Raw genomic sequence first — 12,872 nt, 5'->3', positions numbered from 1 at the left:
AAGGTGAATGAGCCTTCAGGCGCAAAGCATATGCGAAACGCCCCTCACACACCCAAGAAAAGCAGGCGGCAAATCTGCCAATTTGCAACATGGGCAGAGCGGCCTGAACCGCCTGGACACGGCCGCGCGCGCGAGCTCAGGCCAGCGATTTCATGGTGGACGCATACCGGTGTTTGATGTCAATGTCATCCATATGCCGGCCCTGGTGCAGGCGCCGCTGGCCGGCTACATAGACTGACAGCAAGACCTGACCCTGGGACGCAAAGACCAGGCCGTCCAAGACCGAATCGGCCGGCAAACCGGCGACGCCGCTGGCCAAAGGGTCCAAGACCAAAAAGTCAGCCCGGGCCCCCTTCTCCAGGCCCCATTGCTTGAATCCGGCCGGTGCCGCGCTGCCCTTGCGCACCGCCTCGAACAGACGTGCCGCCGTGCTGGCCTCGAGGCCAGGGGCCGCCGCCACATTGCGCTGCTGCAGGCCCAGGCGTTGGCCGTACTCCAGCCAACGCAGCTCTTCCACCCAGTTGCGGGTGACATGGCTGTCCGAGCCAATGCTGATGGGCACGCCGGCCTCCAGCCAGCCCGAAAGATCGCAGAGGCCATCGCCGAGATTGCCCTCGGTGCCGGGGCAGATCACCACCGACGCACCCGAGGCCGCCACCTGAGCGATCTCCTCGGGCGTGCTGTGCGTGGCATGGACCAGGTGCCAACGCCGGTCGGGCAGGAAGTCATTGCAGAGCAGCTGCATCGGCCGCTGGCCGGTGGCGGCAAGACAGTCGCGCACCTCCTGCTGCTGCTCTGAAATGTGGATGTGAATCGGGATGTCGGCATCGCCAACCATGGCCTGCAGCTCCTGGATGTCGCCGGCATGGGCGGCACGCAGGGAATGCAGGGCCACGCCGGCATGGAGCAGCGGCCGACCGGCGGCGCGGATGCGCTCGCTGGCGCGCCAGACCCAGGCCGCATCGGTGGCGAAGCGGCGCTGGTCGCGGCGCAGAGCCGGCTCGGCAAAGCCGGCATGGGCGTACAGCACCGGCAGCAAGGTCAGGCCCAGGCCCACCTCGGCGGCCGCATCGGCCAAGGCCCAGCTCATGGCCAGCTCGTCTGGGTAGGGGCTGCCGTCTTCCTGATGCTGCAGGTAGTGGAACTCGCAGACCTGGGTGTAGCCGCCCTGCAGCAGCTCCAGGTAGAGCTGGGCGCCAATATCGCGCAGCTGCTCGGGCGTCACGCGCAAGGCCAGGCCATACATGCGGTCGCGCCAGGACCAGAAATCGTCGTCGCCCGCCTCGCGCCGTTCGGCCAGGCCGGCAAACGCGCGCTGGAAGGCATGGCTGTGGGTGTCGACCAGGCTGGGGATAACCGGCCCATCCAAGCGCGTGACGCCTTCCGCGCAGGGCTGGCCAGCCTGCACGTGCAGCCAGTGGCCATCGGGGCCGACTTCCAGCAGCACATCGCGCTGCCAGCGACCTTCGACCCAGGCTTGTGCCGCCCAGAACTTCTGCTTCTTGTGCTCGTTCATGTTCAAGCCTGGGGATTTTTGGGCTGCCACTGCAGCAAGCTGCTCAGCAGCTGGCCGATCAAGGGCTGCACCTGGGCGGCCAGCTCGGCGTCGTAGGCGTAGGGCGGCTGTTCGCTCATATAGCAGCGCTGGCACATCTCCAGCTGCACGGCATGGACCTGCTCGGCGGGCTGGCCGTAGTGGCGGGTGATGTAGCCGCCCTTGAAGCGGCCATTGACCACCTGGGTGTACGCGCTCTGGCTGGCTTGCACCTGGCCCAGGGCGGCGGTGATTTCGGGCGCGCAGGACTGGCCCTCGACCGTGCCCAGGTTCAGATCGGGCAAGCGGCCCTCGAACAGCCAAGGCAGCTCGGAGCGGATGCTGTGCGCGTCGAACAGCAAGGCATAGCCGAACAGGTTCTTGAGCCGCTGCAGCTCGGCGTTGAGCGCGCGGTGATACGGCAGCCAGTAGAGCTGGCGGCGGCGCAGCTTCTCGGCCTCATCGGGCTCTTGGCCGGCCAAGTAGAGCGGCTCGCCGGTGAAGAAGCGGGTCGGGCAGAGCTCGGTGTTGGAGGCGCCCGGGTACATGGGCGTGTCCTCGGGCGGGCGGTTCAGGTCGATCAAATAGCGCGAGTAGCTCGGCACGATCAGGCTGGCGCCCAGCTCCTCGGCGATGCCGCCGTAGAGCCGCTCCAAATGCCAATCGGTGTCCTCGCTGGCCAGCGCACGGGGCTGGTAGCGCGCGCGCTGGTCATCAGGAATCAGATGGCCCACATGGGGCATGCTGATCAGCAAAGGCGTGCGGCCCTGCCGCAGCTGGAAAACAGGACTCATGATCGTGCAAACAGTCTCGGGTTCAATCAAGCGCGCAACTTGGCACCGCGCACCACCTGGCGCAGCGGGTTGCGGCCGAAGTAATAGGCCAGCTCATTGGGATGTTCCACATCCCAGAGGCAGAAATCAGCGCGCTGGCCCGGGGCCAGCTGGCCGCGGTCCGCCAGGCCCAGTGCCCGGGCCGCATTGACGGTCACACCGCGCAGCGCCTCTTCCGGCGTCAGGCGGAACAGGGTGCAAGCCATGTTCAGCATCAGCAGCAGGGACAGAGTGGGCGAGGTGCCGGGGTTGTGATCGGTGGAAATGGCGATGGGCACGCCGGCCTCACGCAGGGCCTGCACGGGAGGCAGCTTGGTTTCGCGCAGGAAGTAGTAGGCGCCCGGCAGCAACACGGCCACGGTGCCGGCTGCGGCCATGGCAGCCACACCCTCGGCGCTCAGGTGCTCCAGGTGGTCGCAGGACAAGGCCTTGAACTCGGCCGCCAACTGGCTGCCGCCCTGGTCGCTGAGCTGCTCGGCATGGAGCTTGACCGGCAGGCCGGCGGCACGCGCGGCCTCGAAGATCTTGCGCGTCTGCGCCGGCGAGAAACCGATGCCCTCGCAGAAGGCATCGACGGCATCGACCAGGCCCTCGCGTTGCAGCAGGGGCAGCCAGTCGCAGACGGCTTGCACGTAATCGTCAGACCGGCCGTCGAACTCAGCCGGTACGGCATGGGCGCCCAGGTAGGTGGTGCGCACATCGACGCCGAGGCCGCCAAGGCGCCGCGCCACGCGCAGCATCTTGGCTTCCGAAGCCTGGCTCAGGCCGTAGCCCGATTTCACTTCGATGGTCGTGACGCCTTCTTTCATCAGGTTCAGCAAGCGGTAAGCTGCTTGCGCGTACAGCTGATGCTCGGTCGCCTGCCGCGTGGCGCTCACGCTGGAGCGGATACCGCCTCCCGCCTTGGCGATCTCTTCATAACTGGCACCCTGCAGGCGCTGCTCGAATTCGCGCGCACGTTGGCCGCCATAGACCAGATGGGTGTGGCAATCGATCAGGCCCGGCGTCACGACCGCGCCGCCGAGATCATGCGTCTGGGCCACATCGGCGCGCAGCTCGGGCGTCAGGTCGGCGGCCGCGCCGGCCCAGACGATGTGCTCGCCCTGGGTCAGCAAAGCGCCCTGCTCCACCCAGCCCCAGGCGGTATCGCCACTGAGTGTGGCCAAACGGCCACCGGTCCACAGCTGTGTCTTCATGCGCGTCAAGCTCCTTCGTGTCAGTCGCCCAAACTTTCGGCCTCGCTCCAGGCCATCCACCAGGCGGCGCCTTCGCCGTCAAAAATGCAGCTCTGCCGCGCCGGACTTTCGCACCAGGCCAGGCTCAAGGGGCGCAGCGGCATGGCGCGTGCACCGTGGCTGAGCAGGCCGCCGCCGGCGGTGAATAAACCGAGCCAGCGGCTGTTGCCGGCTTCGGGCAGAAAAGGATGGTCGGCCGGCTGAACGATCAAGCGGCCGCGGCTGCGCCGGTGCATCAAATTGAAATCGCGGGTGGCGCCGCCGATCAGCTCGCAATCAGGCGCCAAGGCGCCGTCAAAGCTCAACAGTTCATCACCGACGCGCAGCTCGTATTCATACAAGCGCACACCGTCGCCGCGCAGCACCGCGAACCAGCGCTGAATGCCCTCGAAGGCCGAGAAGGGCCCGTCGCGCTCGATGTCGGCCACGCTCAGGCGCACGATCCAGTCGCTGGGATTGGGCCAGGCCAGCAGCTCGCGCGTCTGCCCGCCGCCGTTTTTCCATGCCTGCGGTGCCAAATCTTCCGCGCTGATCACACTCCAACTCATGCCTGAAAACTCCCCTGCAACAGATAACGCGAGCCGGGGTGGGTCAAACGGACGGTGGTGACGATGCGCCCGCGGCTCAGGGTGCTGCGCTTGACCACCAAACAGGGGTCGCGCCGCGAAATGCCCAGAAGCTTAGCCTCGGATTCGCTCGGCAGTGTCGATTCGATGGTGTAGCGGGCCTCGCTGAGGGGGGCAACTTGTAACAAGTAGTGGGTCGGCGTGGTCTGACTGAAGTCCAGGCCCATGTAGTCAGGCGCGCTGGCCGGGTTGACCAAGCGGTCCTCGCACTGAATCGCCACGCCGTTTTCCAGGTGGACGATGACGCTGTGGAAGAGCTCAGTTCCAGCTGGCAGCTCGAACTCGGCCGCCTGCTCGGCCGTGGCCTGCAGCGTCTCCAGACGATGCAGCATGGCCTCGTGGCGGTGGCCGCGCTCGGCAATCTCGTCATGGACATCGCGCACGGTCAGGGTCGAAGAGATGCGGTGCAGCTGGGCCACAAAGGTGCCCACGCCTTGCACCCGCTCGATCAGGCCCTCCTGATGCAATTCGCGCAGGGCACGGTTCACCGTCATGCGGCTGACGCCAAAGGTCTGCACCAGTTCGGCCTCGGAGGGGAGCAGATCACCGGCCACCCAGTGGCCCGAGGCGATGCGTTCGCGCAGATGGTTCTGCACCTTGATGTACTGCGGTTCCGGGCTCGCTGGCGATTTTCTGACCATGACCGGATCGTAGTTGACTTTACTTGTATAGACAACTAGAGTTCGGCAAATTCCGGAATGCAACCACAGAGGCACGGAGCCACAGAGGAATACAAAACAGCCAGGTCCGCTCTGTCTGTTTTTCTTTGTCGCCGTGCTTGCTTTTTCCACCCCCAGGAGCCCGTCATGTCCTCACCGTCGACCACGCCCAAGACTTCTGCTCAGCCGCGCGTCGTGCGCGCCCCCACCGGCACCCAGCTCAGCTGCAAGAGCTGGCTGACCGAGGCCGCCTTCCGCATGATCCAGAACAATCTGGACCCGGTGGTTGCAGAGAACCCCGACGCCCTGGTTGTCTACGGCGGCATCGGCAAGGCCGCCCGCAACTGGGACTGCTTCGAAGCCATCCTGAGCTCGCTCAAAGAACTGGAAGCTGAAGAGACCCTGCTGGTGCAGTCGGGCAAGCCGGTCGGCGTGTTCAAGACGCACCCGGACGCTCCGCGCGTGTTGATCGCCAACTCCAATCTGGTGCCGCACTGGGCCAACTGGGAGCACTTCAACGAGCTCGACCGCAAGGGCCTGATGATGTACGGCCAAATGACGGCCGGCAGCTGGATCTATATCGGCACGCAAGGCATCGTGCAGGGCACGTATGAAACCTTCGCCGAAGCCGGCCGCCAGCACTACGGCGGCTCACTGACCGGCCGCTGGGTGCTAACCGCCGGCCTGGGCGGCATGGGCGGCGCCCAGCCCCTGGCCGCCACCTTTGCCGGCGCCTGCTCGCTGAACATCGAGTGCCAGCAGTCGCGCATCGACTTCCGCTTGAAGACCCGCTATGTCGACGAGCAAGCGACCGACCTCGACGACGCCCTGGCCCGCATCGCCAAGTACACGGCCGAAGGCAAAGCCATCTCCATCGCCCTGCTGGGCAATGCGGCCGAAGTGCTGCCCGAGCTGGTCAAGCGCGCCAAGGCCGGCACCGCCATCAAGCCCGATCTGGTAACCGATCAAACCTCCGCCCACGACCTGATCAACGGCTATCTGCCGGCCGGCTGGACCGTGGAGCAATGGAAGGCTGCGGCCGCCGACCCGACCCAGCATGCCGACCTGAAGGCCGCCGCCGCGCGCGGCTGCGCCGTCCACGTGCAAGCCATGCTGGACTTCCAGGCCATGGGCATCCCGACCGTGGACTACGGCAACAACATCCGCCAAGTGGCGCTGGAGCAAGGCGTCAAGAACGCCTTTGACTTCCCCGGCTTTGTGCCGGCCTATGTGCGCCCGCAGTTCTGCGAAGGCCGCGGCCCCTTCCGTTGGGTGGCGCTGTCCGGCGACCCGGAAGACATCTACAAGACCGATGCCAAGATCAAGGAACTTTTCCCCCACCACGCCCAGGTGCACCGCTGGCTGGACATGGCCAAGGAACGCATCGCCTTCCAGGGCCTGCCGGCACGCATCTGCTGGCTGGGCCTGGGCGAGCGTCACATCGCCGGCCTGGCCTTCAATGAGATGGTCAAGAACGGCGAGCTCAAGGCCCCGATCGTCATCGGCCGCGACCACCTGGACAGCGGCTCGGTCGCCAGCCCCAACCGCGAGACCGAGAGCATGGCCGACGGCTCGGACGCCGTGTCCGACTGGCCTTTGCTGAACGCGCTGCTGAACACCGCCGGCGGCGCCACCTGGGTCTCGCTGCACCACGGCGGCGGCGTGGGCATGGGCTTCAGCCAGCACAGCGGCGTGGTCATCGTGGCCGACGGCACGGATGCCGCCGCCCAGCGCCTCTCGCGGGTGCTCTACAACGACCCAGGCACCGGCGTCATGCGCCACGCCGATGCCGGCTATGAAATCGCCAAGACCACGGCGCGTGAGCGTGGTCTGAACATGCCCATGCTGGATCAATAAGTACAAAGACAGACCACAGAGACACAGAGACACAGAGACACAGAGGCAAGCCAGAGCATTTCTTTCTGAATTTCTGTGTGCCTCCGTGCCTCTGTGGTTGCATTTCAATTTGCGAGCCCGAGCCCCAACATGAACATCGAAATCACCCCTGGCCAGCTGACCCTGGCCCAGCTGCGCCAGATCCGCAGCGGCGGCATCACCCTGAGCCTGCACACCAGTGCCGATGCCATCATCCGCCGCAGCGCTGCCGTGGTGCAGGCCGCAGCGGCCGGCGACGCGCCCGTCTACGGCGTCAACACCGGCTTCGGCAAGCTGGCCTCCAAGCGCATCAGCAAGGAAGAGCTGGCCACGCTGCAGTTCAACCTCATCCGTTCGCACTGCGTTGGCGTCGGCGCACCGCTGCAGCCCGAAGTCGTGCGCCTGATGCTGGCCACCAAGGCCGCCTCGCTCGCCCGTGGTCACTCGGGCGTGCGCCCGGAGGTGGTGCAAAGCCTGCTCGACGTCTTCAATGCCGGCCTCGTGCCTTATGTGCCGGCGCAGGGCTCGGTCGGCGCCTCGGGCGATCTGGCCCCGCTCTCGCACATGACCCTGGCCCTGCTGGGCGAAGGCGAAATGCTGGTCGATGGCAAGCGTGCCCCCGCCCTGCCCGAGCTGCAAAAGCACGGCATCGCCCCCCTGGTGCTGCAAGCCAAGGAAGGCCTGGCCCTGATCAACGGCACCCAGACCAGCACCGCCCTGGCCCTGGAAGGCCTGATCCGCTTCGAGCAGGTGTATGCCTCGGCCCTGGTCTCGGGCGCGCTGAGCCTGGACGCCGCTCGCGGCAGCGACGGCCCGTTTGACCCGCGCATCCATGAGGTGCGCGGCCAGCCCGGCCAGATCGAAGCCGCCCGCGCCTACCGCCAGATCCTGGCCGGCAGCGCCATCCGCGAGTCGCACAAGGAAGGCGACGAGCGCGTGCAAGACCCGTACTGCCTGCGCTGCCAGCCGCAAGTCATGGGTGCATGCCTGGACCAAGCGCGTTATGTCCGCGATGTGCTGATCCGCGAAGCCAATGCCGTGACCGACAACCCGCTGGTGTTTGCCGGCGAGGACGGCAGCAGCTATATGGTCTCGGGCGGCAACTTCCACGCCGAGCCGGTGGCCCTGGCCGCTGACGCGCTGGCCTGTGCAATTGCCGAAGTCGGCGCCATTGCTGAGCGCCGCATCGCCATGCTGATCGACGCCAGCGTCTCGCGCCTGCCGCCCTTCCTGACCGAGAACGCCGGCCTGAACTCGGGCTTCATGATCGCCCACGTCACCGCCGCCGCCCTGGCCAGCGAGAACAAGAGCCTGGCCCACCCGGCCAGCGTGGACAGCCTGCCCACCAGCGCCAACCAGGAAGACCATGTCTCCATGGCCACTTTCGGCGCGCGCCGTCTGGGCAATATGCTGGACAACACCGCCCACATCATCGGCATCGAGCTGCTGGCCGCCGCCCAGGGCATCGAGTTCCTGCGCCCGCTGAAGAGTTCGGCCGCGCTGGAAGAGGTGCATGCCCTGGTGCGCAAGACCAGCCCGGCCATGCCCACCGACCACTACCTGGCCCCCAGCATCGAAGCCGCGACCGCCCTGGTGTCCTCGGGCGAACTGGCGGCCCTGGTGGAACGGGATGGCGGCATCGTGGTGCTGCCGTGATGGTGCTTTGAGAACAGCAAAGCCGGCCTGAGGCCGGCTTTTTTCTTGGGCAACGGGGAGTGCCGCGCTAAGGGCGACTGGCCGGCGCTGAGCTCGCGCTCACAAACCCAAATCCAGCGCGCGCGAGGCCCCCTCCAGCGCCGGTGACACCGCCGCGTCGATGACATGGCAGGGAATCGGCGCGAGGAAGCCGGACAGCCGGCCCTTGCCCTCAAAGCGGCTGCGGAAGGTAGAGCTGCGCAGCTCTTTCAAGAGGCGCGGCGCGATACCGCCGCCGATGTAGACGCCGCCGCGGGCGCCCAGGGTCAGGGTGACGTTGCCGGCCATGCTGCCGAGGAAGCCGCAGAACAGGGCGATGGCCTGGGCGGCGGTGGCGTCGCCGGCCTCGGAACGGCCGAGCACCTCGGCGGGCTCCAGGCTGACGGCCGGCTGGCCGTTCAGCTCGGTGCAGGCTTGGTACAGATTGACCAAGCCCGGGCCCGAGAGCGCGCGCTCGGCGGAGACATGGCCGAAGCGGCGACGCAGGCGCGCGATCACGGCGTCTTCGAAATCATCGAGGCCGGCCAGGGTGGCATGACCGCCCTCGCCCGACACCGGCCACCAGCCGCCACCGGGCAGCGGCATCAGGCCGGCCACGCCGAGGCCGGTGCCGGCGCCGATCACGGCCAGCGGCGCGCCGGCCACGGCCTCGCCAGGGCCCAGCGCATGCAGCTGGGCCGCCTTCAGATCTGGGATGCCCAAGGCCAAGGCCGCAAAGTCGTTGATGACCGTCAGGCGCTTGAGGCCCAGCTCGCGCTGCAGGCCGCTGATCGAAAACGACCAGGCGCCATTGGTCATGCGCACCTCGTCACCGCTGATGGGATACGCAATGCCGATGGCCAGGGCTTGCGGGCGCGGCAGGGCCTGGCTTTCCAGATAGGCCTCGACGGCCGCGGCCAGCGATGCATGCTCGGCGCCGCGGTAGTTGGCGCAGGCGCGCAGCGGGGCGCACGGTGCATCGACCCAGGCAAAGCGGGCATTGGTGCCGCCGATATCGGCCAGCAAGCGAGGGAAGGTGTCCGGGCTCGGAACGGGAGTCAACATGGCAGGTGCTCAGTCAGCAAAAAGCAAAAGAAACCGCTCGGCGCTCAGGCCGCCGCGCGATACGGCGCGCACAGGCGCTCGACATAGGCTTGATGGGGCGGCAGGCCGGCCAGCTGGCGGCTGACCTGCGTTCGGATGCTGGCGAGGAAGTGCGAGAGCTCGTCGTCCCCCATCAGATCGGCCACCGGGTGGTGGTGCTGGGGAGTGATGCCCTGACCCATCATGACCTGGATCCAGGAGTTTTCGGCAAACAGCTCGTCCAGCGGGCGGAACACGCGCGCGGTCTCACGGAACAACTCGATGCGGTGGCGCAGGGTCTCGGGCACGGCCATCGTGCGCACATGGCGCCACAGGGCCGAGTCGTCGCGCTCGGTCACGTGGTAGTGCAGGATGATGAAGTCACGGATGTGCTGCAGGTCCTGCGTGGTCTGCTGGTTGAACTCGCGCACATCCACCTCGCGGATGCCGCCGGCGGGGAACAGGCGCATCAGCCGGATGGCCGCGCGCTGCACCAGATGGATGCTGGTGGATTCCAGCGGCTCGATGAAGCCACTGGCCAGGCCCATGGCCACGCAGTTGCGGTGCCAGACCTCGTGACGCTGGCCCGGCTGGAAGCGCAGCAGACGCGGTTCGGTGATCAGCTCGCCCTCGACATGGCGGCGCAGCATATCGGGCGCCTCGGCGTCCGACAGCTCGCGGCTGCTGTAGACCAGGCCGTTGCCCACGCGGTGCTGCAGGGGAATACGCCACTGCCAGCCGAAGGGGTGCGCAATCGAGCGGGTGTAGGGCGGCGCCTCGCGCACCGCCGCGGTCTGCACCGCCACGGCGCGGTCGCAGGGCAGCCAATGGCTCCAGTCCTCATAGCCGACGCCCAGGGCCTGGCCCAGCAGCAAAGCGCGGAAGCCGGTGCAATCGACGAAGAGATCGCCCTCGATGCGGCTGCCGTCCTCCATTTGCAAGGCCGTCAGATCGCCCTCACCCGGCTGCTCACGCAGCACGGCGGCGATCTTGCCCTCGATGCGGCGCACGCCATGGGCCTCGGCCAGGCCACGCAGGAAGCGGGCATAACGCGTGGCATCCAGGTGGTAGGCGTAGTTCATGCCGTTGTTCGGCAGGTGGGCAAAGCGCTGTTCTTCGGCGGCGCGCAGCTCCAGGCAGTACTCGCCGTAGGGCGCCGCCAGACCGCGCTCGCGGCCCTTGAGCCAGAAATGCTGGAAGCCGGCGCTCCAGTGGTCTTTGCCTGTCAGGCCGAAAGAGTGGATGTAGTCCTCACCCGGCACCTTCCAGCCTTCAAACTTGATGCCGAGCTTGAAGGTCGCCTGCGTGGAGGCCATGAACTCCGCCTCGTTCAGGCCCAGCAGCTCGTGGTAGGTGTGCAGGGCCGGGATGGTGGCTTCGCCGACGCCGACGGTGCCGATCTCCTCGGATTCGACCAGGCGGATGTCGAGTAGCTTGCCCATCAGTTTGCCCATCAGGGCGGCCACCATCCAGCCGGCGGTGCCGCCGCCAGCGATGACGACGCGGCGCACCGGCTTGGTGGATGGGGGGGTCTCGGGGTGAATCGCTTGGACCTTCATGGTGAGGACCTTTCCTTCTTGTCTCGACGTTCGTTTCTTGTTGGTCTTTTTCTTGTTTTCATCCGCTGAGAATCGCTGTCCTCAGCGGTTCAGCTTCTTCAGCAGCCAGGCCCTCATGCGGCGCATGCCGGCCTCGTTGAAGGGCGCCAGCAGGCTGCGCGCTGGCGCCGGAATGTGGTCGGCCGTGTGCTCATCGGCCTCGAAAACATAATGGTCAAACAGCGCGCGCCAGGCGGCCCGCTCGGCGGGCGGCAGATCACGGACCGTGGCCAGAGCCAACCAGAGCGCGGTGTTGGGGGAGTCAGACCATGCCGGGCTGCGCCGCCACCAGTAGTTCACCAACACATTGAGGGCGTCGAGCCCCTCGACCTGGTGCCACCAGAGGCTGGGGATGTAGATCGCGTCGCCGGGCTCCAACTCGACCACCTGGGCGCGCGCCAAGGCATTCGCAAAGCGCGGAAAGCGCTGCAAGTCGGGCGCCGAGGGGTTGGCCAGGCTGATGGGCTGGCCGGCAGGCGTGAGGTCCAGTGGGCCGACATAAAGATCACCGACCGCATCGGGCGGAAACAGGGTGAAGCGCCGGCGGCCGGCGGCACAGCAGGCGATGTTGGACGGCCAGTCCTGGTGGGTGGGCACGGTGATGCGATTGCCCATCCAGAGGCTGGCCAAAGGCGCCTCGGGCGTATCCAAAGCCAGACTGTGCTCGGCTGCGAAACCGGGCAGGCAGGTCTCGACCGTGGTCGAGCCCATGTAGAGATAAGGGCTGGGGGCCAGGTCTTGCCAAGCCAGCAGCTGGGCCAGCACCTGGTCAAAAGGCAGGATCTGGCGGCTGAAGTTGAAGCCGCTGAAATCCTCGGTGTAGGCGATCCGACCGGCGCTCTCGGGAGCCATCTGGAACACACCCACGGTGGCGCCCTGCCATTTGCTTTGCAGGCAGGCGGCCACAGCCCCCGCGCCCTGGGCTGCCGCCCGGACGACCGGCCAGTGCGCCGCCAGGCCGCGCAGCACGCAAGGCACATCCAGCGACAAGACCTCGGGCGGAACGTGCCCGGGGCGCTGGACCTTCAGTTCAAGCATGGCGCTCGCGTTGCTGTTCACGAGCAATCAGTTCCGGCAGGTGCGACAAGGAAGCCAGTGCCATGGCAATCGGCAGCCAATGTCCCTGCTCGTGCAGCTGCGCGACCGCCGTGCCCGGCAAAGCCGCCAGGCGGTCTTCATCAATCACGAAATAACCGGCCAGGCGCCGCACCTGGCCGGAGGCTTGCTCCACATCCAAGCTCATCGGCTCCAGCAGCTGGTGCTGCAAGAGCGCATCGATGAACTCGGGCAGCGCCAGCATGCCCAGATGCAGTGCCTGCAAGACGGACAGGCGATGCTCGAGCACAGCCGACTGACCACCTTGCGGCAGGAACAGCGGCTCACCCTCGCTGCGGCTCAGGCGTGGGCTGTCCAGGTCGACATGGACCACCCACTCTTCCCCATCGCGCCCGACCAGAAAGGGCTGGCGCTCCAAGGCCCAGGGCAGATGCCCGGCCTGCCAGCCCTGCGGGCCGAGGAACTGGTTGTGCGACTCGAACAAGCCCAGCAAAGCGACGGGCTGGAAGCGGGCCGCGCCACCGGCGCTCTCCTGGAACACGATGGGGAAATGCGCCTGCATCTGCCTGAACTCCGCAGGCACCGTGGGTACGGCGCTGGCGGCATCACCCCAGCTGGCATCGAGCCGCGTTTGCAGACGCAGATCGGCATGGTTGACGTTATCAAGCAGAACGGGGCGCATCAGAACAGCTCCAAGGG

11 protein-coding genes are annotated in these 12,872 nt (G+C 66.9%); 2 read left to right on the top strand and 9 right to left on the bottom strand.

Annotated elements, in window-relative coordinates; translation table 11 throughout:
* Positions 1-136 precede the first annotated feature (136 nt).
* The 5 genes from LNV23_RS16835 to hutC are packed head-to-tail and all read right to left on the bottom strand — an operon-like array spanning position 137 to position 4,869.
* Positions 137-1,516, bottom strand: a complete 1,380-nt coding sequence (locus LNV23_RS16835) for a formimidoylglutamate deiminase (protein WP_263564042.1) — start codon at positions 1,514-1,516, stop codon at positions 137-139.
* 2 nt (positions 1,517-1,518) lie between these two features.
* A complete protein-coding gene (gene hutG / locus LNV23_RS16830; RefSeq protein WP_263564041.1) occupies positions 1,519-2,328 on the bottom strand; it encodes an N-formylglutamate deformylase in 810 nt (269 codons plus the stop codon).
* 26 nt (positions 2,329-2,354) lie between these two features.
* Positions 2,355-3,563, bottom strand: a complete 1,209-nt coding sequence (gene hutI, locus LNV23_RS16825; protein WP_263564040.1) for an imidazolonepropionase — start codon at positions 3,561-3,563, stop codon at positions 2,355-2,357.
* Between the two features lie 20 nt (positions 3,564-3,583).
* Positions 3,584-4,150, bottom strand: a complete 567-nt coding sequence (locus LNV23_RS16820; protein ID WP_263564039.1) for a HutD/Ves family protein — start codon at positions 4,148-4,150, stop codon at positions 3,584-3,586.
* Positions 4,147-4,869: a histidine utilization transcriptional repressor HutC gene (gene hutC / locus LNV23_RS16815; protein WP_263564038.1), complete on the bottom strand. Its 723-nt coding sequence runs from the start codon at positions 4,867-4,869 to the stop codon at positions 4,147-4,149. Before hutC ends, LNV23_RS16820 begins: the two co-directional genes overlap by 4 nt.
* A 165-nt stretch (positions 4,870-5,034) precedes the next feature.
* On the opposite strand from hutC, the gene hutU reads away from it, so the two are divergent.
* Both hutU and hutH read left to right on the top strand, forming a co-directional pair.
* A complete protein-coding gene (gene hutU / locus LNV23_RS16810; RefSeq protein WP_263564037.1) occupies positions 5,035-6,744 on the top strand; it encodes a urocanate hydratase in 1,710 nt (569 codons plus the stop codon).
* Positions 6,745-6,873: 129 nt separating this feature from the next.
* Positions 6,874-8,418 (top strand): histidine ammonia-lyase, encoded by a 1,545-nt coding sequence (gene hutH / locus LNV23_RS16805; RefSeq protein WP_263564036.1) that lies wholly within the window; start codon positions 6,874-6,876, stop codon positions 8,416-8,418.
* A 99-nt stretch (positions 8,419-8,517) separates the two neighbouring features.
* Here the strand turns inward: hutH and glk are convergent, their stop codons facing one another.
* The 4 genes from glk to LNV23_RS16785 form a co-directional block, all read right to left on the bottom strand.
* Positions 8,518-9,501, bottom strand: a complete 984-nt coding sequence (glk, locus tag LNV23_RS16800) for a glucokinase (RefSeq protein ID WP_263564035.1) — start codon at positions 9,499-9,501, stop codon at positions 8,518-8,520.
* A gap of 44 nt (positions 9,502-9,545) precedes the next feature.
* A complete protein-coding gene (locus LNV23_RS16795; protein ID WP_263564034.1) occupies positions 9,546-11,078 on the bottom strand; it encodes a tryptophan halogenase family protein in 1,533 nt (510 codons plus the stop codon).
* A gap of 81 nt (positions 11,079-11,159) precedes the next feature.
* Positions 11,160-12,155: a cupin-like domain-containing protein gene (locus LNV23_RS16790; RefSeq protein ID WP_263564033.1), complete on the bottom strand. Its 996-nt coding sequence runs from the start codon at positions 12,153-12,155 to the stop codon at positions 11,160-11,162.
* Positions 12,148-12,855 (bottom strand): SapC family protein, encoded by a 708-nt coding sequence (locus LNV23_RS16785; protein WP_263564032.1) that lies wholly within the window; start codon positions 12,853-12,855, stop codon positions 12,148-12,150. Before LNV23_RS16785 ends, LNV23_RS16790 begins: the two co-directional genes overlap by 8 nt.
* Between the last annotated feature and the right edge of the window lie 17 nt (positions 12,856-12,872).

Origin of the sequence: Kinneretia sp. DJ1R-11 (genome assembly GCF_025717595.1) — a bacterium.
Taxonomy (GTDB): Bacteria; Pseudomonadota; Gammaproteobacteria; order Burkholderiales; family Burkholderiaceae_C; genus Paucibacter_A.
This window is presented reverse-complemented; position numbering and strand designations above follow the sequence as displayed.

Excerpts from the sequence above, each read along its gene's own strand:
- LNV23_RS16835 (WP_263564042.1), bottom strand. The coding sequence starts at position 1,516 with ATGAACGAGCACAAGAAGCAGAAGTTCTGGGCGGCACAAGCCTGGGTC.
- hutG (WP_263564041.1), bottom strand. The coding sequence starts at position 2,328 with ATGAGTCCTGTTTTCCAGCTGCGGCAGGGCCGCACGCCTTTGCTGATC.
- hutI (WP_263564040.1), bottom strand. The coding sequence starts at position 3,563 with ATGAAGACACAGCTGTGGACCGGTGGCCGTTTGGCCACACTCAGTGGC.
- LNV23_RS16820 (WP_263564039.1), bottom strand. The coding sequence starts at position 4,150 with ATGAGTTGGAGTGTGATCAGCGCGGAAGATTTGGCACCGCAGGCATGG.
- hutC (WP_263564038.1), bottom strand. The coding sequence starts at position 4,869 with ATGGTCAGAAAATCGCCAGCGAGCCCGGAACCGCAGTACATCAAGGTG.
- hutU (WP_263564037.1), top strand. The coding sequence starts at position 5,035 with ATGTCCTCACCGTCGACCACGCCCAAGACTTCTGCTCAGCCGCGCGTC.
- hutH (WP_263564036.1), top strand. The coding sequence starts at position 6,874 with ATGAACATCGAAATCACCCCTGGCCAGCTGACCCTGGCCCAGCTGCGC.
- glk (WP_263564035.1), bottom strand. The coding sequence starts at position 9,501 with ATGTTGACTCCCGTTCCGAGCCCGGACACCTTCCCTCGCTTGCTGGCC.
- LNV23_RS16795 (WP_263564034.1), bottom strand. The coding sequence starts at position 11,078 with ATGAAGGTCCAAGCGATTCACCCCGAGACCCCCCCATCCACCAAGCCG.
- LNV23_RS16790 (WP_263564033.1), bottom strand. The coding sequence starts at position 12,155 with ATGCTTGAACTGAAGGTCCAGCGCCCCGGGCACGTTCCGCCCGAGGTC.
- LNV23_RS16785 (WP_263564032.1), bottom strand. The coding sequence starts at position 12,855 with ATGCGCCCCGTTCTGCTTGATAACGTCAACCATGCCGATCTGCGTCTG.